A 20,396-nucleotide genomic window follows, 5' to 3' on the forward strand; every position below is an offset into this window, starting at 1 on the left:
GGCATGTGGACCTATGCCTGTCAACCCGACATCGTGCGCATGAATAAAGGTGTCTCTGAGAGATAAATTACTATCTGACTATGCAAGTCCAGGAAATGAAGTAATCGCTGAATTCAACCACACAGGTCAAACCGTATGGATACAAGCAGAGAGTTGAACCAACATTGGTATCGGTGTTCCACGTCGTAGCGCAATATATTGATTCATTGACTAGTTCGCGGGCGCCGAGCACCCAAGATCCATTTGCCGTGTGCGGCACGGTTTGCGTTTGAACGGTGCTACCGTGGACTGACATTGTTAAAACGTAGCTAACGACCTTGAGATACCGACAGCACGTTTTGGTCATTGACTGCGTAAGCCCAGACCTTCACCACAAACTGACAATCTCGAATGAAGAGACGAAGCCCAGCGCCCAACTGGGAACAATCTGCATTCGACAACTTTCCTCAGTTCGCAATGTGTGCTTCTAGTAAGTCGAGCGGTGGAACACGGCAATCAGTGCCGATTCAACGAAATCTCTCTGACTTTTGTATCCAAATTGTAGAGGGGGCAACCGCTATCGTAGTGTTTGAATACTGGTTATTGTACGTTCAGTTTTGTTTGAAACTGATACCGACGTTGGTGCCAATTGCAAAGAGATGGTTGAGAACGATAAAAAATAACCGAGGATTACTCAGCTGATTTCTGGACCGCATCGCAGAATGCTTCGAGAGACGTCAAATCGCCACGTATTGCTCGCTTGGCCAAGGTTCGAAGTTTCGATTTTGTCTCTGCGTTCTCCACGTACTCGACTGGTGACTTTCCGTCGACACGGGCTAACATCAGTACGCCCAGTTCGACAAGGACACTTCGCTCGAAATTGGACTCAAGCTTGCTGCCACTCTCGTACGCGTCCCAAAATGCTTCGGCAGTGGCTGTGTACTCAACACACTGTGTGTGGTTATACAACGACTTGATGAATAGGTGATTGAGCATGAACGAAACGTCGAAGACGGGATCTCCCCAGTGTGCCACCTCGAAATCTAAGAGCCAAAGGCGTCTTGTGCTATTCGAGTCGTCCACAAGGACGTTTTTTGGGCTAAAATCACCGTGGACCAATGTGACTCGTCGAGACCTGAGCCGTTCAACCTCTCGCTCTATCTCTCCAGATACGTCAGGATGCCGATCTGCGACAGTCTCGTGGTACGGTTCTAGCCGAAGCTGTTCGAACGGAGTGTAGTTGTTGAACTGTTTTTGTGTCGATTTGTTCCCTTCTGTGTGGCGGTGTGCAACGGCGAGAAAACCTCCGAGTGTAGAACCGACCTGTGAGTTTACGGTCCCCGAGAGGAGGTCAGACTTCCACATGCGGGCCGAAGTCGGTGCTGCTGTGAGTGCAAGCACGTGCTCATTACAGTCTTCGAGACGTACAGATGGTACGACGAGTCCACTAAAACGGGTCTCTTCGAGTATGTCGTTGTAGACCCGAGCGGCGGCCGCTTCGTTGTGCACCCGGTTGACATCAGCGGGCCAATCTTCCTCTACGTTCAGGTCAGCAAGTGGCTGTTTGACGACGAGTTCGTCGTCGTCCCAATTGATTCGAAACACGCCGTTTGAGACTCCTCCTCCGAGTGGAGTCGATTCGATTTCGACAAACTCGGGAACGACACCCTTGTCACGGAGATAGCTCACGGCCGTTTCAGTGTTGAGTTTCATTTTTCACTACTGGTTTGGAGCGATGTACGTGCCCGTATCGACGGTTCCGACCTTGTTTCGTAGCGTTCCGACACCTTCGATTTCGACTTCCATTACGTCGCCGGGTTCAACTGGCCCGATACCAAACGGTGTCCCAGTCGAGATGATGTCTCCTGGTTCGAGCGTGATGTATTTCGTAATCTCTTCGATTAACTCTGGTACTGAGAAAATGAATTTATCTCTTGATGAATCTTGCTTGATTTCTCCATTCACACGGAGTTGAATTCGAGCATCTGACGGAACTTCGTCTGGTGACGCCACGACTGGACCGACTGGAGCAGAGTTGTCGAATGCCTTGCCGCGGACCCAGTTCTGTTCGATCTCTTGGTCGTCTCGATTCGAGATATCGTTGACACAGGTGAACCCATCGACGACTTCCATCGCTCGGTCCTTGGGGACGTTACGGCATTGACGGGAGATGACGACACCGAGTTCTGCCTCGTAGTCAATGCGCTCTTTATCTTTTAATAGCGGAATTGTATCTCCATGACTCGCAACGGTATTTTTCGGCTTGAGGAACAAGAGCGGCCGGTCAGGGACATCCATTCCTGCTTCGGCAGCGTGGTCTGCGTAATTCAGACCCACACAGATGATTTTCGACGGGTCCGTCGGCGGACGTACCTCGATTTCATCCAAAGGGTAGGTTTGGTCTGCACAGGTGACTTTGTCTCCATTCAATTCGCCGTACTTCGTCGTTCCCGAGGGAGCGATGAATCTTATCCAATGCATCGGTATACGATTGTTCAAGCGTGTTAATTATTCTTCCGGTCAAGGTGATAGATACTTGAAAAAACACGGTCTCGCCGATGCACACGACATCCCCGAGAGACGAACAGTGACTGCATGTTCGTAATTCAAGCCAGCTGACGGTACGTGAATATCGATCAGTGGTTAGCAATAGTAACACTTGCGTCGATATCCACTCTTGCCAGTAGAAACGGGCGGAACGGTTGTGGATCTCTTTCACTCGGATCGATTGAAATTGCATGTGGTTACTATTACTAACACATCTATGCCGGTGCTTATTCGTGAGGTTTTGGCATTCCTGCGTGCCCCCACTTGTTGTTTCGTAGTGGACGGGTGAGCAGATTGCCATACTTTGCTCGCACTGGTACGGAAATTTAGCCGCAGTCATTACAAGATTACGGCCGTAATATGTGGCTCTCAAATAGAAAACACATTATTATCATCGGCTTGGCTGTCAATGATTCCCATTACAGATGTATTGTTGTAATACATTGGCAGAATTCAGACAGCAAACATTCCAGATACGAAAGTGGAGTCTAAACCGACGAATCTATCGCATCCCGGTAGTCACTCGTATTTCATTTTGACCTCGATGACGTTCGCTAAATTGGTTATCTTTGTCTGTAAGGACTTTTCGTACTCCCCACCGATCCGTTTTGTAGGGCCGGTTATACTCACTGCCCCGACGATTCGTTCGTCCGAGCGAACGGGAGCAGCGAGACATCGTATTCCTATCCCTCCCTCTTCGGCATCGACTGCGAACCCTTGTGACCGTATCGTCTCGAGTTCCGTCCTCAACTCGTCTTCGTCCGTGATTGTGTTCTCTGTTATCTTTGTTAACTTGGCTTTGTTGATGATTCGGTCCGCATCGTCGGTGGGTAAGTGTGCAAGGATTGCCTTTCCAACCGCCGAGGCGTGCATCGCCATCTGTTTTCCCGGTAAGTGGTTGTGAATCGCTTTTTCACCTTCTGAGATGTAGAGCAGGTAGAAGCTTTCTTGCTCTACAGACGCCATGTTCACCAACTCGCCAGTCTCTGCTGCGAGCTCGTCTACCTCGTCTTTCCCTTTTTGATAAAATGGAATTCGATCCCGTACGCGCTCGCTGTGCTTGAGAAACTTGAGCGAGGGTCGGTAAAGGTTCTCGTCTTGAACGAGATATCCGTGCTTGACCAGCGTTTGGAGGTGAACGTGAACCGTACTTCTGTTGAAATCTATCGCCTCAGCGACCGAGAGCGCGGTTCCCTCTCCTTCATCGAGAACATACTCCAATATCTCGAACAGTTTGTCGGCAGATTTGAGCGTGTGTTTCTGTTCTTGGTCCATACCTACCGCATTGCAACATGTGTTAATTATACTAACGCATTTGTTCATGAACCCGTCGTTAGAAATATTGACACCCTCTGCGTTCAGTCGAACACCCCGTCAAAGTCTGATTCAAGAAGGATGGATATCTCGCATCAACGCACCTTGGATATTTTGACACGTGTGAATTACTTGCAGTAATGGGTATTGTTTTGTATCTTTACTGGGTCGGTTCCTGACATGGAAATACGAAATTACGAACTATTTGAAGTTCCGCCTCGGTGGTTGTTCTTGAAAATCGAAACGACTGATGGAACCATTGGATGGGGAGAACCAGTTATTGAAGGGCGTTCGCACACGGTCAAAGCCGCCGTCGAAGAACTGATGGACCAATTCCTCGTGGGAAAGGATCCGCTCAAAATCGAAGCACACTGGCAGGAGATGTACAGGGGTGGGTTCTACAGGGGAGGTCCAATCTTGATGAGCGCACTGGCAGGCATCGACCAGGCACTGTGGGATATCAAAGGAAAGCACCACGATGCGCCAGTCCACGAACTGCTCGGTGGCGCGGTCAGAGATCGGATGCGCGTGTATCAATGGATTGGAGGAGACAGACCGAGTGACGTCGGCGAGGCAGCACGTGAGATGACCGACCAAGGCTTCACTGCGCTGAAGATGAACGCAACCGCTGAATTAGAGCACATAGACACGCCGGCCGCTGTCGACGAGGCGACAAACCGCCTTGCAGAAGTCCGTAACGCGGTCGGCCCCGACGTAAACATCGGCGTCGATTTCCATGGCCGAGTTTCGAAGTCGATGGCGAAACGTCTCGCAGTCGCGTTCGAGCCCTACGAGCCCATGTTTATCGAAGAACCGGTGCTCTCCGAACACCTCGATTGGCTCCCGAAGCTAGCCGAGCAGTCATCGACGCCCATCGCAACCGGTGAGCGCCTGTACTCTCGTTGGGATTTCAAGCCACTCTTGGAGTCTGGTGCAGTCGATGTTATCCAACCCGACCTCTCACACGCTGGTGGTATTACTGAGGTCAAGAAAATCGCGGCCATGGCGGAAGCGTACGACGTTGCGATGGCTCCACACTGTCCTCTTGGGCCGCTGGCCCTCGCGGCCTGTCTCCAAGTCGATGCGTGCTCATACAACGCACTTATTCAAGAACAGAGCCTCAATATCCACTACAACGAGACGATGGACGTACTCGATTACCTCGAAGACCCCTCTATCTTCGAATATGCTGATGGATACGTCGAAATTCCGAGTGCACCCGGACTCGGCGTCGAGATTGACGAAAGCGCGGTCAGAGATGCCGCGGTGGACGACTTACGTTGGCACGCGCCCACGTGGGAACACGACGACGGTAGCTACGCCGAGTGGTAGCCTGAACGGACCACCCAGCTAACCGGCAGGGGTGACAATCGTCGGTTTTGTGAATGTGTGGTAAATTTATTATATTGGCGTAATCATTGTTAGATAGGATTCGGCTGAGAGAGCACTATCGAATTCGAAAGAACCCCTCGCGCAGCAGGATCCGTGATTCACAATGAAAGCAATTGTTCAGTCTGGACCGGAGTCCATCGACGTCGTCGAACAGGAACGACCATCTATCGCAGCGGACGAAGTACTCATCCAAGTCCACTCAACCGGAGTGTGTGGTTCTGACGCGCACGCGTTTCACTACGAAGGAGGATACGAGTGGGTTCAACTCCCACGAATTATGGGTCACGAGTACTCCGGTGAAATCGTCGAAGTAGGCGACGATGTCGATTCGTTGTCCCTCGGAGACCGAGTCGTCGAAGAACCTACCCAAACGTGTGGCACCTGTTTCCAATGTAAGAGCGGTCAGTCAAACGTTTGCCAAAATTTCTCGGTGAAAGGGATGCACCGAAACGGCTCCTATGCCGAGTACACGGTTGGCAATCCCGAAAAAATTCACCTCGTTCCCGATGCGGTTCCACTGGAGCATGCAGCTATTGCAGAACCGCTCAGCGTCGCGGCCCGAACCGTTCTCTCCCAATCGAATTTGAAGCCCGGACAGACAGCGCTCGTCGAGGGGCCGGGACCAATCGGCACGCTCGTCGCATCGATTGCTGATTCTATCGGCGCGAAAGTGCTCGTCTCTGGACTGGGGCAAGACGAAAAATACCGGCTTCCATTGGTCGAAGACTTGGGTATCGAGACAGTCAATCTCTCGGAGAGTGACCTCAGCGAGGTGACCGAGTCGTTCACCGATGGAATCGGCTTCGATGTCGTCTTCGACTCGACCGGCCACCGGTCAGGCATCGAACTCGGTGTCGAACAGGTCAGAAAGGGGGGAGAGGTCATCGTGGTGGGGTTACCGGGCGATGCAAGCGAAATCGCGCTCTCGCCAGTGGTCCGAAGCGAGGTGTCTATCAACACGTCGTACGGGTCGTCGTGGGAGAACTTCGAGCAGGCACTGAACCTTCTCGAAGAGGGGGTCGTTGACGCCGAGGACATCATCGACACTTCGTTCGAAGTTACCAATCCAGAAGAGGCATTTTCAGCCTTTTTCAGGTCCGAAACCAGCAAACCCGTCTTCTCGTTCACCGAATTGAGCGATACCTGATTATCGCCCTCACAGCGTGCAAATCATACTGAGTAGCCAATTCAGCACGACGGACCGTGTCAATTTGATTGACTTTTTGCATCTTGATTCGCCGTATCCGACACATTTATTATAGGGTAAAATCATGACAAAGCATGGTTGAGGATAGCCAGCATACAGCAGAGAGTAATACTAATCGAAGAACCATCCTGAAATCGCTCACAGCCGTGGGCGTCGGAACTGCCTCGTTGTCTGGTTGTCTAGGCAACTCCGGTGGCAGTTCGGGAGGCGATACTGAGTCCGGAGGAAGCGACGATTCTGGTAACTCAGATTCCGATTCGAACTCGGGAGATGACTCCGGGTCGACGACTGGTTCGGAACTCGAAGTTCTCCACGGGTGGACAGGTGGCGATGGTGCGAAGGCAATTGAAGACCTCACCAGTGGATTCAAAGAAGAATATCCTTCGGTGCCGACGGACTTCAGGCCAATCGGAGGGAGTGCGAACACCAGCCTCAATACGGTCGTCTCGAAGCGCCTCTCGAACCGTAACCCACCGAGTTCCTTCGCAGGGTGGCCAGGCGAGAACCTCACGAAGTACGACGGTGTGTTAGGGGACGTAACAGACTCTGTCTGGAAGGAGGCAGGCTTCGAAGACACCCAAGTTGAGGAAGCAACAGAGCTGTGTAAATACAACGGAAAATACGTCGCAGTCCCGATTGGTTCGCACCGAATGAACTGCCTCTTCTACAACGTAAGCGTGTTAGAAGAAGCCGGCGTCGATCCAGAATCGCTCACCGGGATGGACGCTCTGTTCGAGGCCATGGACAAAGTTGCCGAAAACACCGACGCTGCGCCGATGGCGCACGCAATGAAAGCGCCCTACTCCACGCTTCAGTTGTGGGCGGCCGTGATGCTCGGGCAGGAAGGCTTCCAGCCATACATGGACTTTATTGGCGGCAACGGCGACGAGGCGGCACTCGAACGCGCGTTCGAGACGACAAAACAAATTCTGACCGACTACATCACTGACGACGCGTCTTCGATTGGATTCACCACGGCTAATCAAAAAGTGATGGACGGTGAAGCGGCGTTCATTCACCAAGGAAACTGGGTCGTGGGGATGTACAATGGTGCGGACCTGACGTACAACGAGGACTGGGGCTTCGAGCCATTCCCCGGAACGGACGGGATGTATGGCCTCCACCTCGACGCATTCATCTACACCGCAGATAACCCATCGCCGGAGAACTCGGCGAAGTGGCTTCAACACGTCGGCAGTCGAGAAGCACAAGTTGGCTTCAACGAGCTAAAAGGCTCAATCCCAACTCGGAACGACGTTGACCCATCGCAGTTCAGTGAGTACTTTGCAGAGACAATCAAGGACTTCCAGAACGCAGAACACAAGCCGCCGACGTTGGCGCATGGGCTTGCAGTCGGTCCGAACAAGCTCAGTGATTTGAAAGGCGTCATCACGAGTCAGTTCACCGGCCCCTACAACTCACAACAGGCCGCCCAACAGTTCCTGGACACGGTCTAAGACATCACCCATTATCTCACGATGCCATCTGACATTTCACAAGATACTGACACACCCGCGTCACTCAGCCGTGTTAAGCGAGTACTTGGCACGACCAGCGAGTCCGTGCGCTCGATGCACTTTTGGCTCCCGCCGTTTCTTCTCATGGGGCTGTTCGTGTACGGTGCGATTGGGTGGAATCTGGTAATCTCATTTACCGAGTACTCTGGTTTCGGTGACCCAAACTATTCGGCCCTCGGGTTCCAGAACTACGCCCGCGCATTCACCGACCCAGAAGTGATATTCGCCGTGCAGAACACGGTCGTTCTGACGGTTGGATTCACCGTTCTTAGCCTTGCGCTGGGACTGTTTCTTGCAGTCCTGCTCGACCGACAAGTCCGGTCAAAAGGGACGTTCCGAACGATATATCTCCTCCCAATGAGCCTCTCGTTTGTCGTCACCGGCCAGTTCTGGCTCTGGATGTACGACGTCGATAGTGGTATCGTCAATACGCTCCTGGGCGTCGTCGGTCTCGGCCCCTTCGACTGGGTTGGCAATCCCAAGTTAGTGCTGTTTGCCATCATGTTTGCGTTGATTTGGCAGTTTAGTGGGTACGCGATGGTAGTCTATCTGGCCGGACTCCAGGCAATCCCTGACGATCAGTTCGAAGCCGCAAAAATCGATGGATCGGGGACAGTAAACATGTACCTCCGCATCATCATCCCACAACTCCGCGGGGCGACTATCGGTGCGTCTGTCGTTCTCATCGCGTTCTCTCTTCGCGCATTCGACTTTCTGTTCTCCATCTTCGGTGGGTACCGACCACAGAACGGTGCAGACATCCTGGCGACGAAGATGGTCAGAGTTGCGTTCCAACGTCAAGAATGGGCGTACGGTGCGGCCATCGCGATGATTCTCTTCTCGCTCGCACTCCTGATTATCGGTCCATATCTGTACCACCAGTACAAACGAGGTGAAATCTAAATGAACATTCCAAAAGAGACGCGCTGGAACGCCACCTTCAGTCGAGTTGCACTGTACGCGATACTATTGCTGTTCGTGGGGTTCTACCTTCTGCCAATCGAGGCAGGGTTAGTCACCTCGTTGAAGACGAACCAGGCCGTGACACAAACAGAGCCGTACTTACCGCCTACGCTCGCAGGATTCACGTTGGAGTCGTGGCTTCAGGCCTTCGAACTGCTGAAAAACGGACTCATCAACAGTTTCGCCTTCGCCATTCCAGCGACCGTCATCTCGGCGCTGCTCGGGAGCATGGCGGCCTACGGTCTAACCCACACAAAGTGGCGAGGTCAGGCGCTGGTCCTCGCGTTCTTCATCGCGGGGATATTCATCCCGATTCAGGCGGCGCTGATTCCGCTCTCGAAGTTCTGGTCTGTGTACGTCCCGCTAAACGACCTGCTATCGTTCGTCTGGCAACTGCCACTGCTCGAACCGCATCACGCTGACCTCTTGGAGATAATCATCACCCACATCGGGTACGGTATTCCGATTTGTGTGTTGCTCTTTCGGTCGTATTACAAGGGCATCTCGACGGAACTAATCGAAGCCGCGCGTCTCGACGGAGCGAGTGTGACCACGATTTACCGTCGGATTGTGCTTCCACTCTCGTGGCCGATGTTCGTCGTTACGTTCATCTACCAGTTTACTGGTATCTGGAACGACTTGCTGTTCGCGCTTATTTTAGTTTCCAGTTCGAACAGTCCAGCGGCGCCAATTACCCTCATTCTTGCGGGGCTCGGCGAGTCGTTGACCGGAGTGAACTTCCCGCTCCGAATGGCAGGAGCGTTCATCACTTCGATTCCGACGCTATTGGTGTACATCCTCTTCGGAGAGCAGTTCGCGCGGGGGGTGGCGACGTAATTCGGTCACTGCGCTACACTCCCTGCTGACGCGTTCAGCCGACATGAAACACGGCAACACGATACGAACCGAACGAACAGACCAAGCGAAAACACTGATTCAGTACAAATGACAACGATAACGGAAGTTGAAGCGATAGAAGTCCTCGATTCAAGGGGGAATCCGACAGTCCGAACGACTGTTCGAACCGAAGATGCAGTCGGTGTGTTTACCGTTCCTTCAGGTGCGAGCACCGGGAAGCACGAAGCGGTCGAAGTCCGTGACGGTGCACACAGATACGACGGAAAGGGTGTACAGCAAGCCGTCGAATGCGTCAACGAAGAATTGGCACAGATTGTCGTCGGGAGCGACGTGACCCAACAGCGCACGCTCGACGAGCAACTGGAGGCGTACGACGGGACGACATCACTCGGAAACGTCGGGGCAAACGCAATTCTCGGCGTTTCGGGAGCAGTCGCACACGCGGCCGGTGACGCCGCCGCCGAACCGCTCCATCGGTATCTCTCGGAGAAGTACGGAGCTGAGCCATCCTTGCCGATGCCGATGGTGAACATCATTAGTGGAGGACTTCACGCGAAGGGCGGAATCGAGATTCAGGACTTCCTCGTCATCCCACGTCAGGCGACGAGCATCGCTGAAGCACTCGAAATCGTGTGGAACGTTCGAAATGCAGTTCGAACGTCGATTGTTGAAGATGGTCACCGACCGCTCGTGGCCGACGAAGGAGGGTTCGCACCGCCGATGGACACCATCGACGAAGCTTTCGAAATCCTGTTGGACGGTATCGAGCGGGCGGGCTACACCCCCGGCGAGCAAGTCGTAATAGCGATGGACGTAGCTGCATCTCATTTCTACGACAGTGAGAGTGAGACGTACCGCTTGGAGAGCACCAACCGGAAGCTAACACCGGACGAGATGGCATCGATGGTTGTCTCGTGGACCGAATCGTACCCAATCGTTTCTATCGAAGATCCGCTGGCCGAAGACGACTGGCATGGGTGGACACAACTCGCCGAGAAACTCGATGAGAGCGTCCAATTATTGGGTGACGACCTGCTCGTGACGAACCCCGAGCGGTTGGATCGGGCTATCGACGAGGGTGCCGCTTCGGCGGTTCTCGTCAAACCAAACCAGGCCGGAACGCTATCAAAAGCCATCGACGTAATCAGAACGGCACAGCGTGAGGACGTCTCACCGGTGGTCTCTGCGAGGTCCGGGGAGACCTGTGATACGACGATTGCGGACGTAGCCGTTGGACTCAACGCCGGACAAATCAAAATCGGGTCGTTGTCACGCTCGGAGCGACTCGCAAAGTACAACCGCCTACTGGAAATCGAGCAACGCGAATCGTTCGAACTCTCGAACCCCTTCTAGGGGATATCGTTCACTACCAGTTCTTTTCAGGTGGAACTATGTTCTCCAAGACGACCAGTACATTTCGGCGAGAGACGAACGAAGGCGAACATTGTCGTACAGATAGATTTTAGTATGTGTATTTGGTACCTGATAACTAGACTGATACGTCAACCAGTGTCGCCACAGTTGGGAGATAGCAGTGACATTCGGTGTTCGAGATGGTAACTCTGAGACACCCGTCAGCGGTCGGCTCCACTGTGGCAACTACTATTCACAATTCACATGGCAAACTTACAACTAAACAACCTCACCAAAATCTTCAACGAGGGTAGCGGTGGGGAAATCGTGGCTGTTGAGGATGTATCGATTGACATCAACGATGGAGAGTTCCTCGTACTTGTCGGGCCGTCTGGCTGCGGAAAATCGACTACCCTCCGGATGATTGCGGGGCTGGAGACAGTCACATCTGGTGAAATCAACCTCGGCGAGAAGACGATTAACGACGCACGAGCCCAAGAGCGCGATATTGCGATGGTGTTCCAGTCTTATGCGTTGTACCCACATTTAACGGTTCGAAAGAACATGTCGTTCGGACTCGAACAGTCCACGAACCTCTCCAACGAACAGATTTCGAGACAGGTCGAAGAAGTCGCAGAGATGCTGGGAATTTCGGACCTCATAGATCGGAAGCCCGGCGAGCTCTCCGGTGGGCAACAACAACGTGTCGCGCTCGGGCGCGCAATCGTCCGTGACCCGGAAGTATTCTTGATGGACGAACCACTCTCGAACCTCGATGCAAAGCTTCGTGGCCAGATGCGGACCGAACTACAGACGCTCCAAGACGACCTGGGGGTCACAACAGTGTACGTAACCCACGACCAGACCGAGGCGATGACAATGGGTGACCGAATTGCCGTGCTCGACGGTGGTGAACTTCAACAGTGCGGAACGCCGCTTGAGTGCTATCACAAACCCAACAATCAGTTCGTCGCTGGGTTCATCGGTGACCCAGCAATGAACTTCTTCGAGGCAGCTCTCGATGGACAAGCGCTGAATGGAGACGGATTCCGATATCCACTCTCCGAGGACACTATCGAGCAAATCGGCGACAGCGACCGCTTCGTCTTGGGAATTCGTCCGGAAGACATCGAACTACGTGAGTCGGAAGGGACCAAACACGACTTCGAGGTCGTCGTTGACGTTGTCGAACCTCGTGGCGACGAGAATACGCTCCATCTTCGTTTTTCGGAGCGGGAAAACGGATCCGAACAGTTCACGGCAACCATCAATGGGTTAATCGATATGAACGCTGGGGAGCAAATCACAGTTCGGATTCCGGAAGCCGCGATACACGTCTTTGATGCCGATACAGGCGCGGCACTAAGAAACCGGGAATTGAATGCGACACGCCCCAATTCGACAATCTCTATGGAATGATTCAATCAGCCTAAATTCTGTTCTACGGAGGGCTTCGACTGTCGAAGACTTCGCCCGAGAACGTGCGCGATCAAGACGAGTGCGTAGTAACTGATCACGAGTGCAAATACTGACAGAATTCTATACGACCCCCACAACTCGCTGATAAGTACCAGAACGGTGAAGATAGCAGTTCCGCCGCCGAACCAAGCGACGAGATACCTCGAGTGAACTGCAGTCCGTCGAACTGTATCGACGTGGAGCCCGGCGAGCAGCGACTGGTTTTCTACTGCCCGTACGATACCGACCGGAAGCAGGTATGCAGAAACCAGTAACACAATCAGAACGAGCGTCGACCCGAGTAAGACGGTGATGTTCATCTGGATTCCGGATGGCTGGGCCGTCGCAATACTGGCTCCATGCACCGTGACCACGAGCATGACAATCGGGAGCGCTAAGTAAGAGAGTGCGACGACCAGCCCGACGAGACCACGGTGCAACAGACGAGCGTACCCTCGAAATTCTGGAACAGAACGAGCGTTTCGTAGCCCTGATTTCTGAACGGTAATCAAGTAGCCGAGCAATAAGAGAGAGGCCGGAACGAAGAGTATCGAGAGAGGAGACGGAAACCAGTCTATTGTCGTAACGGCGGCGAAAGCACAAATGAGGCCCTTGATGAATGCCCCTTCGGCGTGAGGACCGCGAATCGGATAGCGGAGAATACTCCAATCCATGATTTCATATGTGAGAGCGCTTTGAAAATGCTTCCGCTCAGTTACGCTCCGTATCACTGAGCCACCAAAGTCGATGACGATACCACAATCTTATGGTAGTCTCCGAGAATATGATACCGGATGACATTCGAATCAATGCTTGAGGACTTCGAGCGGCGAGATTGGGAGACAGGAGTCAGTGGTACACTCAGATTCGCTGTTATTGGAATCGGATGGTGGACGCTCGAACAGGCGATTCCGGCCATCGAGGAGTCAGATAACTGCGAAACGACCGTTGCAGTGAGCAGCTCGACGGAGAAAGCAGAACGGGTCGTCTCACAGTTCGAGACGATCAGTCGTGGTCTCACCTACGACGAGTTCCACGACGGTGATGCAGCGGCAGCGTACGATGCGGTGTACATCTGTTCGCCCAACGCACTCCACTTACCGTACGCAAAAACGGCGGCGAGACTCGGAAAAGCAGTACTGTGTGAGAAGCCGATGGAAGCAAACGTCGAACGGGCCGCAGAGATGCGGGATGTATGTTCGGACGCTGACGTTCCGTTGATGATTGGCTACCGTATGCAAGTCGAACCGGCGATTCGGCAGAGTCGTGAACTGATTCGGAACGGTGCTATCGGTGACCCTGTTCTCGGACTCGGTAATAATTCACAGTCGATACTCGAACTAACCGATGACCCGAATCAGTGGCGACTCAATCCCGAACTCGCAGGGCGAGGGGCATCTGTCACGGACATCGGAATCTATCCACTCAACACTGCTCGATTCCTGTTAGATGCCGATCCTGTCGCGGCACAGGCGTTTATGCACTCACCGGACGGCCCATTCGACGAAGTACCGGATGAGCATACAGCATTCACTCTGTCATTCGATGACGGGAGCTACATATCGTGTACTGCGAGCCAAAGCGCACACGCCGCGACGAGTCTTCGAATAATCGGCACCGAGGGGGAACTGTACATCGAACCGGCGTTCCACTTAGAAACGAAGGTTCGGCTCACGCGGGGAACAGATATAATCGAGATCTCGCCACCGCAAGTCAACCAAATGACCGAGCTTTTCGATTACTTCGCTGATTGCGTGCTGAGTGGCCGTGATATTGGTCCCGACGGACAACATGGCGTGCTCGACATGAGAGCCATCGAAGCAGTGTACGATGCAGCGGCGTCGAAACGAACGACGTTAATCAAATAACCTCGTCTTCGTGACGCAGTAAAACTAAAACCGAGCGCTGGGTCTGCCAGCACGGCTATCTTACGGTCCAACATCATTCTGCGACTGCACCGACATCGAACAGCGATATTGAAACACCCGAACCATCCAAGGTTTGGAGATTTTTAGACTGAATCTGTTGGTAACCACCCAACACCCAGTTTACTACCAAGAGAGAGTTTTACAATTGAGGAACAATATTATATCGTTGGACGTCAGTCCCCACACATACTATTGAGATTCTATTTGTCGAAATCAAATGAAATCTCCTGTCATGATTCATAAAAAGTTTTATTATGACGTATAGATAGCTGATTGGTATTTTCCAATCATCGGGGAGATTTCTACCCCCAACATAATATTGATAAATATTTACAATACTGGAATGGTTGATTGCCGTGTCGAGCACTCTTTAGTGAGTATTCTGAAAAACCATTAATCCATCATTTAGTATATGATGGCATTGTATGCTGAGAGTTAGTAGATTTCCGAATAACCGCTGATATTCGAACTACACACGCCATTGCTTCCGGAGAAACGAAGTCAGAATGCAGATAACTCGCCATCAGATTTTATCTAAGCTCGAGATCGTCTTTGAGAAGGCCCGCACACATCCACTCTCCGAGGATGTGTCGACACACAGTTTCAGAGGATGGACTAGTTCCGTACCAATCATCTTGTAGCAGTAGAGTCAGAAGGAGAGTTTGAGAAGAGATGCCTTACTTTGAGGTACCTTCGAGGAGCTGTCGAGCGTACCGGTAGATCGGCGCACCGAGCCAATCACGTCCTTCTGCCATTGCCTCGAAGGTGACTCTTGCTTCCTCCTCGCTGAGGGCATCGCGCTTGACCAGCGCCCGGAGAACGATCGGAGATAGCGCAACTTCTGCACTCACTAGTTTTCGAAGTTCAGGAAGAGCTCTGTAGTCGTCGGTAATCAAGAACGCTGCATCCACCTCACAGACTGCAGCTACGCAGCTGGCTTCACCATCGTCGATTCGGCTCGTCACAAACTCACCACCAGCGACAGCAACAACGGTGAACTCGTCGGCCGTATCGAGGACGGCAGTGGCAGCTTTGCCATGGCGGTCATCGTACTCAGCAGTTCTTTGGAGTTCCTCAAGAACTGCCTCTGTGGTTGCGACGTCAAACTCGGTGACGAAGGCGTCGAGAACTTCGCCGACTGAAAGAGAGATGAATGCGCTCGTGTCTACAACGAGCATTTAGAGGTCTGCGAGTTTGTCTGCGAGTTCTTCACCACGATCAAGTACCTCTTTCGAAGCGCGGACGGCTTCGGCATCCTGTCGCCCGATAATCTCGGCAAGTTTCTCAAACTCGATGTGGTTATTCAGATACAGTTCGACAACAGCCTCACGGAAACTCTCATCAGACTCTTTCTCTTCGAGATACTGTCGGAGTGCTTCGATGAGAATCTCCGTTCGGTTTTTGTGAGTGACTTCGGCAGCGATGTCCGCGTGTGCTACTAACTCTTCAGGCAGTCGGAAGTTAACCCGTTTCGTGCTCATGTACATACATTGTATGTACGTGTTCAAAACTTTGTCGGCCTGCTCGTCGCTTGGTTACCCTCGCAAAGCCCCCTCAGATATCGTCAGAAGATTTGCAGTCCAGTTCTATAAGGAGCGAAACAGAGTCGACAGTTCTCACCACACCCGCTGCTATCCGAATAAGCGCTAGTGCTGCTGTCCAATACATTCAATACATCTTAGTACATCTGATATACTATGCCCATCAGCGCGGATCGCTTCGAGACCATTGACGACGGGAATGGTAACCCAAAACCGGGGACAAACGCCTACAAGCTCCTCTCGTTCTTAGCCCAGAATGCTGACCAAGCGTTCACCCAAAGCGAGATCGCCGAGCGGACGTCCGTCAAACCCGGCTCGGTTGGCCCGACTCTCGTCAGGCTCAGAGAACGAGGTCGCGTTGAGCATCGAGGCACGTACTGGCGCGTGAGTGACCACGTCTTGAGCCTTGACGCTGCAGCTAACCATGCTGCTGCTACAGCAGCGAGCCGCGAAGAAGAACCATTCGACTACGACGAGTGGCAAGAACACGCCGTTGACCCACGACAACAGCGTGACTGACACCAACCGCTTCCAGAAGGGCGACGTATTCTGGGCACCGGATCCATTTCGACGCGGCTCAAATCCACGCCTCTGGGTCGTTCTTGCTGCAGACTCGCTCCCGTATCCTGGCGAGGAGTATCTGTGTGCAGCTCTCACAACCAGTAATCTCCCGCGAAACTTCGAAGTTGGAGATGATTGGGTGAGTGGCAAAGACCCGACCAAGACCTCGTATTGTTCTCCATGGGTCGTCGCTACAATCAAACATGACGCCGTTGTCAATCCACAGGGACAAGTGACCGAGTCATTCGTCGACGAAATGATTGCAGAGTGCAAGCAGTATCTCGGCCCCCAGTAGTCTGCCTAAGTGAACATTCACCTACGTGCTTCACACAACGTCTGGTGGTGCGTTCGAATCGTTTGAGTTGAGGTATCACTCACGGCCGCAACACGCGCCTGCGTGAGCGGCCAGTCACGCTCCACAGCGGCCGTGTACACACACGCTGCAGCGACTGCATGTGGGTTCGCGCCACGATGAGCCCACTCACTACTTGATGTCTCGGCTAACGACCGTGCTCGTCGCCGAATCTTATCCGTCACGTCAAGCGCATCCGCCACTCGCGGAACGAACTCTACCGGTGTAACTGGCTCCGCAGGCAGCCCGAGTTCTGTATTGAGTGCGTTGTACGCTGACCGGACGCGCGAGTCAGCCACCCGTGCGAGCGGGACGAGTTCGGCGAGCGTTCGTGAGAGCCCTGCACATCGACAGGCTGCATAGACACTCGCAGTCGCGACTGCTTCCATCGACCGCCCCGGCAGCAGGTCCGCCTGTTGAGCGGACCGAAAGCACCGACAGGCTTGGTCACGCAGGCTGTCGGGGAGATCGAATGCGCCGGCGAGTCGCCGGACTTCGTCCAAACCGTGAGCCAGCCGTCGCTCGCGACTCGATCGATACCGACTCCGACTGTGCTGGGTGCGGAGTCGGGAGAGTTGCTGGCGTCGCTCACCCGAGATCGGTGACCCATTCGCGTCGACGTGTCGGCCGATTTCGGTCGCGAGGCCGTGGTCGTGTCGCGTCGGCGTTCGTGGTGCACCCACCCGCTTGCGCTCGTCGCGCTCGAACGACCGCCACTCGGGACCGTGGTCGATGCCGTGGCCGTCGATGATGAGCCCACAGGACTCACACCGTCGCTCACCAGCGTCCGTAATGACCTGGCCGCCACATTCTGGACAGGAGGCGTTTCCACAGGATTTGCCGCACGATTCGTCGAACTGTCGCTCGTAGACATCTCGTGTCGCCATCTCGAACACCACGCGACGCATCTCGCTGCGCCCCGCACCCGTCAGGGGCCGAAAAACGCCGTTACTGTCTCGAACAATTTTGATCCGGCTGGAGGTCACTAACTGACTGAACCACAAGGCCAAACATGATGGCAGGTCGATTAGCGTTGCAGGCTCGTCGTGTCACACAAGACGCGCCCTGTTCTGCAACGGGTGCGGAATCGCGTACCAAGCCATCTGCATCCTCCCCTTGATAATTCCCTCGTGGGCCTCGTGCCCACCGAGTTTCGTTCACTCGACAGTCGTATCAGTAAATCTCTGCAGGCCACGGTCCGTGGACTGTGTTAGTAGAAGTTTCTCACCAGGCAAACAGTTAACTGAGACAACAAATGACTGTCTTATATGAGTAGCTCACCATGGACCGCGAACTTTGCGACTGAAAAAAGCGAATGTGCAGCTGACGTCCAACGCCTCCTCAACAAGTATCCCCAGCCAGTCGTCTACGAAGTGATGAGCGAACTGCTCCGTCGAGAGATGCGCGAGCAGTTTGCTGGTGCGTACGCTGCGTCCCAGCAGTCTGACGACTGACGAGTACTGGTGACGTACGAAACCCACACCAACGACTACTCAGACAGATTACGCCGCCCAGCGTCGACACAGTTCCAACAGGGAAGAGCTTCAGACAGTTGTTCACACTCGCAGGGCAGGTCCCCTGTGTCATCATCGCCATTTGGTGGGCTACCACCGTCAGCGACGACACGCATCTGGACCGCAAGTTCGAGTATTCGTGGGCGAATCGCGACCGCAACCCGATGTTTACACGGGCCGTCACCGCTCGCATCAGCGGGACACGAACACGAATCGGGCACGCCGTCCTGAATCCGAACCCAGTACTCGTGAGCAGTCGGGTCAGCATAGCTCTCGTTGCGAACACGGACATCGCCGACATCGCCCTCGAGGAGTTCGAATGCAAACGCCTCGTACTGCGCCCGCTTGAGGACGCGCGTAGGTGGATCGAACTCTGGTAGTACAGGAGTCATGGTAGCCAGCGCGCAATGCGCGCACCCCTTCGGGCGCATGAAAAACTACGCTGTCGAACGGAGTGACAGGTGACACAGAATCAGGTCGGATTCTTTGTGCTGTCCTGTCCTGATTGTCCTGCAGTCAATACAGAGACCGTATCGAGCAACTGTGTTTGGTTTTCTCCAGATGTTATAGAGACATCTGTTCAATCAATAGATTTAATAATAAATGTGTGAACTCCACAATGCCGGGGTGCCTCTGTGTTAACACCGGCAACGTCCCTAATCCGGGTGCCCGGCCGGTTTAGGGTTAGTTGGGTCCCCTTTCCCAACTTTTCAGAAGTACATTGGCTTTAGATAGCTGTGCTGCAGTGGGTAGATTTTTGATGACAATACAACTCTAGTGTAGAATTTTCAAGAATATCTGTGCCATTGGTGGTGCTGATAAGCATGCTTTCTCGATGTCTCAGGTGATTCACCGCTGAACCTGCGAAAACAACACCCTGTAAAGTGTTCCTCAACACCCTCTGTCGCAGGGCAAGATATAGCTGACAAAGAGGTTCAACAGAGCCGCGACAGCAGAACCACAGATGAGAGATCTCAGACCACGTCGAGTGTCGACAGAATCTCTTCAGCCGTCCCACTAATCCGACCCAGTCGCTCTTGCAGCACGTCTGTCTCCTCGCCCTGCCACGCCGCGAGATAGAACGCCGACCCACTCGTGTCTAAGCCGAGATATCGACCGACCACGTACGCAACGGCCTCCGCTTCGACCTCGCGTTTCGCCCGCTCGGTTGCGTCGGTGATGTCGAAGTGCAAAATCGCGTGGGCGTACTCGTGGATGATCGTCGATGCGAGATCGGCACGGTTCGGCCGGTCCTTCACTTCCACGAGTGGGGTGAGGTCTTGGACGCTCCGCGACTGGCAGACGCCCTTCGCCTTCCCATGTCGCCACTCGTCGGGATCGACGATGCGGATGGTCACGCCGAGGTCCGACGCGATGTGAGTGAGGTCATCGACGAGCGTATCAGGCTCACCGGTCGCCGCCGTATCCAGCTTTGGGAGTGGCTCGCCCTCAGTCTGCGAAATGTCGAAAACCGGTGCAGGCTTGAAGCCCACGAGGCCCTCCGACCACTCTTCGGGTGGCGTCTCATCGTACTCACACTCGCTGTTTTCGTGATAGCTCGGTGCGTTCCCACACTCGGGGCATTGGGTCGTGATGATCGGCGCCCGAATCCAGATCGCCGACTCGCCTTCCTCAACGTATCGGTCGAACACCTCCTGCCACGTCCGGTAGCCAGCGACTTTCGTCGCCTCGGGGCATTGGAGGGTGATGAGGAGTGTGTTGCGGTGGGAGTAGTCGTGGAACTGGCTCTGGACGTCCAGCCACGCTTGAAACTGCTCGCTCGCCCGAGCGTCGTCGACGTCGGCAGCGAGGTCTGCAAGCCATTGTTCGATCGTGCGATGCATCTCATCGTGTCGCGTGTCGGTCTCGTCGAACGACACCGACGGGGAACTCGTTGTTGCCATTGGTTTCA

20 protein-coding genes are annotated in these 20,396 nt (G+C 53.7%); 11 read left to right on the forward strand and 9 right to left on the reverse strand.

Annotated features, from left to right (window positions below):
- Positions 1-669: 669 nt before the first annotated feature.
- From C5C07_RS19235 to C5C07_RS19245, 3 genes are all read right to left on the reverse strand, one after another.
- Positions 670-1,692 carry a phosphotransferase family protein gene (locus C5C07_RS19235; RefSeq protein ID WP_115805869.1) on the reverse strand — a complete coding sequence of 341 codons (1,023 nt, stop codon included), beginning with the start codon at positions 1,690-1,692 and terminating at the stop codon, positions 670-672.
- A gap of 6 nt (positions 1,693-1,698) precedes the next feature.
- Positions 1,699-2,460, reverse strand: a complete 762-nt coding sequence (locus C5C07_RS19240) for a fumarylacetoacetate hydrolase family protein (protein WP_115805870.1) — start codon at positions 2,458-2,460, stop codon at positions 1,699-1,701.
- 585 nt (positions 2,461-3,045) lie between these two features.
- Positions 3,046-3,801 (reverse strand): IclR family transcriptional regulator, encoded by a 756-nt coding sequence (locus C5C07_RS19245; RefSeq protein ID WP_158545706.1) that lies wholly within the window; start codon positions 3,799-3,801, stop codon positions 3,046-3,048.
- A 219-nt stretch (positions 3,802-4,020) separates the two neighbouring features.
- Between C5C07_RS19245 and dgoD the strand changes: the two genes are divergently transcribed.
- From dgoD to C5C07_RS19280, 7 genes are all read left to right on the forward strand, one after another.
- Positions 4,021-5,172 (forward strand): galactonate dehydratase, encoded by a 1,152-nt coding sequence (gene dgoD / locus C5C07_RS19250; protein ID WP_115805872.1) that lies wholly within the window; start codon positions 4,021-4,023, stop codon positions 5,170-5,172.
- Positions 5,173-5,335: 163 nt separating this feature from the next.
- A complete protein-coding gene (locus C5C07_RS19255; RefSeq protein ID WP_115805873.1) occupies positions 5,336-6,379 on the forward strand; it encodes a zinc-binding dehydrogenase in 1,044 nt (347 codons plus the stop codon).
- Positions 6,380-6,513: 134 nt separating this feature from the next.
- Positions 6,514-7,896: an ABC transporter substrate-binding protein gene (locus C5C07_RS19260; protein WP_115805874.1), complete on the forward strand. Its 1,383-nt coding sequence runs from the start codon at positions 6,514-6,516 to the stop codon at positions 7,894-7,896.
- Positions 7,897-7,917: 21 nt separating this feature from the next.
- Positions 7,918-8,859, forward strand: a complete 942-nt coding sequence (locus C5C07_RS19265) for a carbohydrate ABC transporter permease (protein WP_115805875.1) — start codon at positions 7,918-7,920, stop codon at positions 8,857-8,859.
- Positions 8,860-9,756, forward strand: a complete 897-nt coding sequence (locus C5C07_RS19270; protein ID WP_115805876.1) for a carbohydrate ABC transporter permease — start codon at positions 8,860-8,862, stop codon at positions 9,754-9,756.
- 108 nt (positions 9,757-9,864) lie between these two features.
- Complete coding sequence (gene eno, locus C5C07_RS19275; protein WP_115805877.1) at positions 9,865-11,130, forward strand: phosphopyruvate hydratase; 1,266 nt, start codon at positions 9,865-9,867, stop codon at positions 11,128-11,130.
- 264 nt (positions 11,131-11,394) lie between these two features.
- On the forward strand, positions 11,395-12,549 hold the full coding sequence (locus C5C07_RS19280; protein WP_115805878.1) for an ABC transporter ATP-binding protein: 1,155 nt from the start codon (positions 11,395-11,397) through the stop codon (positions 12,547-12,549).
- A gap of 5 nt (positions 12,550-12,554) precedes the next feature.
- On the opposite strand, the gene C5C07_RS19285 is transcribed toward C5C07_RS19280, so the two are convergent.
- Positions 12,555-13,262, reverse strand: a complete 708-nt coding sequence (locus C5C07_RS19285) for a DUF4013 domain-containing protein (RefSeq protein ID WP_115805879.1) — start codon at positions 13,260-13,262, stop codon at positions 12,555-12,557.
- 120 nt (positions 13,263-13,382) lie between these two features.
- Here C5C07_RS19285 and gfo6 point away from each other — a divergent pair, with 120 nt between their 5' ends.
- Positions 13,383-14,456 carry a D-xylose 1-dehydrogenase Gfo6 gene (gfo6, locus tag C5C07_RS19290; protein WP_115805880.1) on the forward strand — a complete coding sequence of 358 codons (1,074 nt, stop codon included), beginning with the start codon at positions 13,383-13,385 and terminating at the stop codon, positions 14,454-14,456.
- A 737-nt stretch (positions 14,457-15,193) separates the two neighbouring features.
- On the opposite strand, the gene C5C07_RS19295 is transcribed toward gfo6, so the two are convergent.
- Together C5C07_RS19295 and C5C07_RS19300 are read right to left on the reverse strand one after the other, a co-directional pair.
- Positions 15,194-15,694 (reverse strand): PIN domain-containing protein, encoded by a 501-nt coding sequence (locus C5C07_RS19295; RefSeq protein WP_115805881.1) that lies wholly within the window; start codon positions 15,692-15,694, stop codon positions 15,194-15,196.
- Entirely contained in the window at positions 15,695-16,003 is a 309-nt protein-coding gene (locus C5C07_RS19300) for a ribbon-helix-helix protein, CopG family (protein WP_004062141.1), read from the reverse strand.
- Positions 16,004-16,213: 210 nt separating this feature from the next.
- Between C5C07_RS19300 and C5C07_RS19305 the strand changes: the two genes are divergently transcribed.
- Both C5C07_RS19305 and C5C07_RS19310 read left to right on the forward strand, forming a co-directional pair.
- Positions 16,214-16,576 carry a MarR family transcriptional regulator gene (locus tag C5C07_RS19305; protein ID WP_115805882.1) on the forward strand — a complete coding sequence of 121 codons (363 nt, stop codon included), beginning with the start codon at positions 16,214-16,216 and terminating at the stop codon, positions 16,574-16,576.
- Positions 16,569-16,913 carry a hypothetical protein gene (locus C5C07_RS19310; RefSeq protein ID WP_115805883.1) on the forward strand — a complete coding sequence of 115 codons (345 nt, stop codon included), beginning with the start codon at positions 16,569-16,571 and terminating at the stop codon, positions 16,911-16,913. Before C5C07_RS19305 ends, C5C07_RS19310 begins: the two co-directional genes overlap by 8 nt.
- A 17-nt stretch (positions 16,914-16,930) precedes the next feature.
- Here C5C07_RS19310 and C5C07_RS19315 read toward each other — a convergent pair whose 3' ends face one another.
- Positions 16,931-17,857: a transcription initiation factor IIB family protein gene (locus C5C07_RS19315; protein ID WP_115805897.1), complete on the reverse strand. Its 927-nt coding sequence runs from the start codon at positions 17,855-17,857 to the stop codon at positions 16,931-16,933.
- Between the two features lie 381 nt (positions 17,858-18,238).
- On the opposite strand from C5C07_RS19315, the gene C5C07_RS19320 reads away from it, so the two are divergent.
- The gene (locus C5C07_RS19320; RefSeq protein ID WP_049969016.1) at positions 18,239-18,424 is read left to right on the forward strand and encodes a hypothetical protein; all 186 of its coding nucleotides are present in this window, start codon (positions 18,239-18,241) and stop codon (positions 18,422-18,424) included.
- Positions 18,425-18,459: 35 nt separating this feature from the next.
- Here the strand turns inward: C5C07_RS19320 and C5C07_RS19325 are convergent, their stop codons facing one another.
- Positions 18,460-18,876, reverse strand: coding sequence for an SWIM zinc finger family protein (locus C5C07_RS19325; protein ID WP_115805898.1), 417 nt, complete (start codon positions 18,874-18,876; stop codon positions 18,460-18,462).
- Positions 18,877-19,458: 582 nt separating this feature from the next.
- A complete protein-coding gene (locus tag C5C07_RS19330) occupies positions 19,459-20,388 on the reverse strand; it encodes a DUF955 domain-containing protein (protein ID WP_115805884.1) in 930 nt (309 codons plus the stop codon).
- Positions 20,389-20,396: the final 8 nt, after the last annotated feature.

The organism is Haloferax sp. Atlit-4N (assembly GCF_003383025.1).
Lineage (GTDB): Archaea > Halobacteriota > Halobacteria > Halobacteriales > Haloferacaceae > Haloferax > Haloferax gibbonsii.

What these genes read in the sequence shown, in the direction of transcription:
- C5C07_RS19330 (WP_115805884.1), bottom strand. Translation starts at nt 20,388, where the DNA reads ATGGCAACAACGAGTTCCCCGTCGGTGTCGTTCGACGAGACCGACACG.
- dgoD (WP_115805872.1), top strand. Translation starts at nt 4,021, where the DNA reads ATGGAAATACGAAATTACGAACTATTTGAAGTTCCGCCTCGGTGGTTG.
- C5C07_RS19320 (WP_049969016.1), top strand. Translation starts at nt 18,239, where the DNA reads ATGAGTAGCTCACCATGGACCGCGAACTTTGCGACTGAAAAAAGCGAA.
- C5C07_RS19235 (WP_115805869.1), bottom strand. Translation starts at nt 1,692, where the DNA reads ATGAAACTCAACACTGAAACGGCCGTGAGCTATCTCCGTGACAAGGGT.
- C5C07_RS19245 (WP_158545706.1), bottom strand. Translation starts at nt 3,801, where the DNA reads ATGGACCAAGAACAGAAACACACGCTCAAATCTGCCGACAAACTGTTC.
- C5C07_RS19280 (WP_115805878.1), top strand. Translation starts at nt 11,395, where the DNA reads ATGGCAAACTTACAACTAAACAACCTCACCAAAATCTTCAACGAGGGT.
- gfo6 (WP_115805880.1), top strand. Translation starts at nt 13,383, where the DNA reads ATGACATTCGAATCAATGCTTGAGGACTTCGAGCGGCGAGATTGGGAG.
- C5C07_RS19240 (WP_115805870.1), bottom strand. Translation starts at nt 2,460, where the DNA reads ATGCATTGGATAAGATTCATCGCTCCCTCGGGAACGACGAAGTACGGC.
- C5C07_RS19255 (WP_115805873.1), top strand. Translation starts at nt 5,336, where the DNA reads ATGAAAGCAATTGTTCAGTCTGGACCGGAGTCCATCGACGTCGTCGAA.
- eno (WP_115805877.1), top strand. Translation starts at nt 9,865, where the DNA reads ATGACAACGATAACGGAAGTTGAAGCGATAGAAGTCCTCGATTCAAGG.
- C5C07_RS19265 (WP_115805875.1), top strand. Translation starts at nt 7,918, where the DNA reads ATGCCATCTGACATTTCACAAGATACTGACACACCCGCGTCACTCAGC.
- C5C07_RS19300 (WP_004062141.1), bottom strand. Translation starts at nt 16,003, where the DNA reads ATGTACATGAGCACGAAACGGGTTAACTTCCGACTGCCTGAAGAGTTA.
- C5C07_RS19325 (WP_115805898.1), bottom strand. Translation starts at nt 18,876, where the DNA reads ATGACTCCTGTACTACCAGAGTTCGATCCACCTACGCGCGTCCTCAAG.
- C5C07_RS19260 (WP_115805874.1), top strand. Translation starts at nt 6,514, where the DNA reads ATGGTTGAGGATAGCCAGCATACAGCAGAGAGTAATACTAATCGAAGA.
- C5C07_RS19295 (WP_115805881.1), bottom strand. Translation starts at nt 15,694, where the DNA reads ATGCTCGTTGTAGACACGAGCGCATTCATCTCTCTTTCAGTCGGCGAA.
- C5C07_RS19305 (WP_115805882.1), top strand. Translation starts at nt 16,214, where the DNA reads ATGCCCATCAGCGCGGATCGCTTCGAGACCATTGACGACGGGAATGGT.
- C5C07_RS19285 (WP_115805879.1), bottom strand. Translation starts at nt 13,262, where the DNA reads ATGGATTGGAGTATTCTCCGCTATCCGATTCGCGGTCCTCACGCCGAA.
- C5C07_RS19270 (WP_115805876.1), top strand. Translation starts at nt 8,860, where the DNA reads ATGAACATTCCAAAAGAGACGCGCTGGAACGCCACCTTCAGTCGAGTT.
- C5C07_RS19315 (WP_115805897.1), bottom strand. Translation starts at nt 17,857, where the DNA reads ATGGCGACACGAGATGTCTACGAGCGACAGTTCGACGAATCGTGCGGC.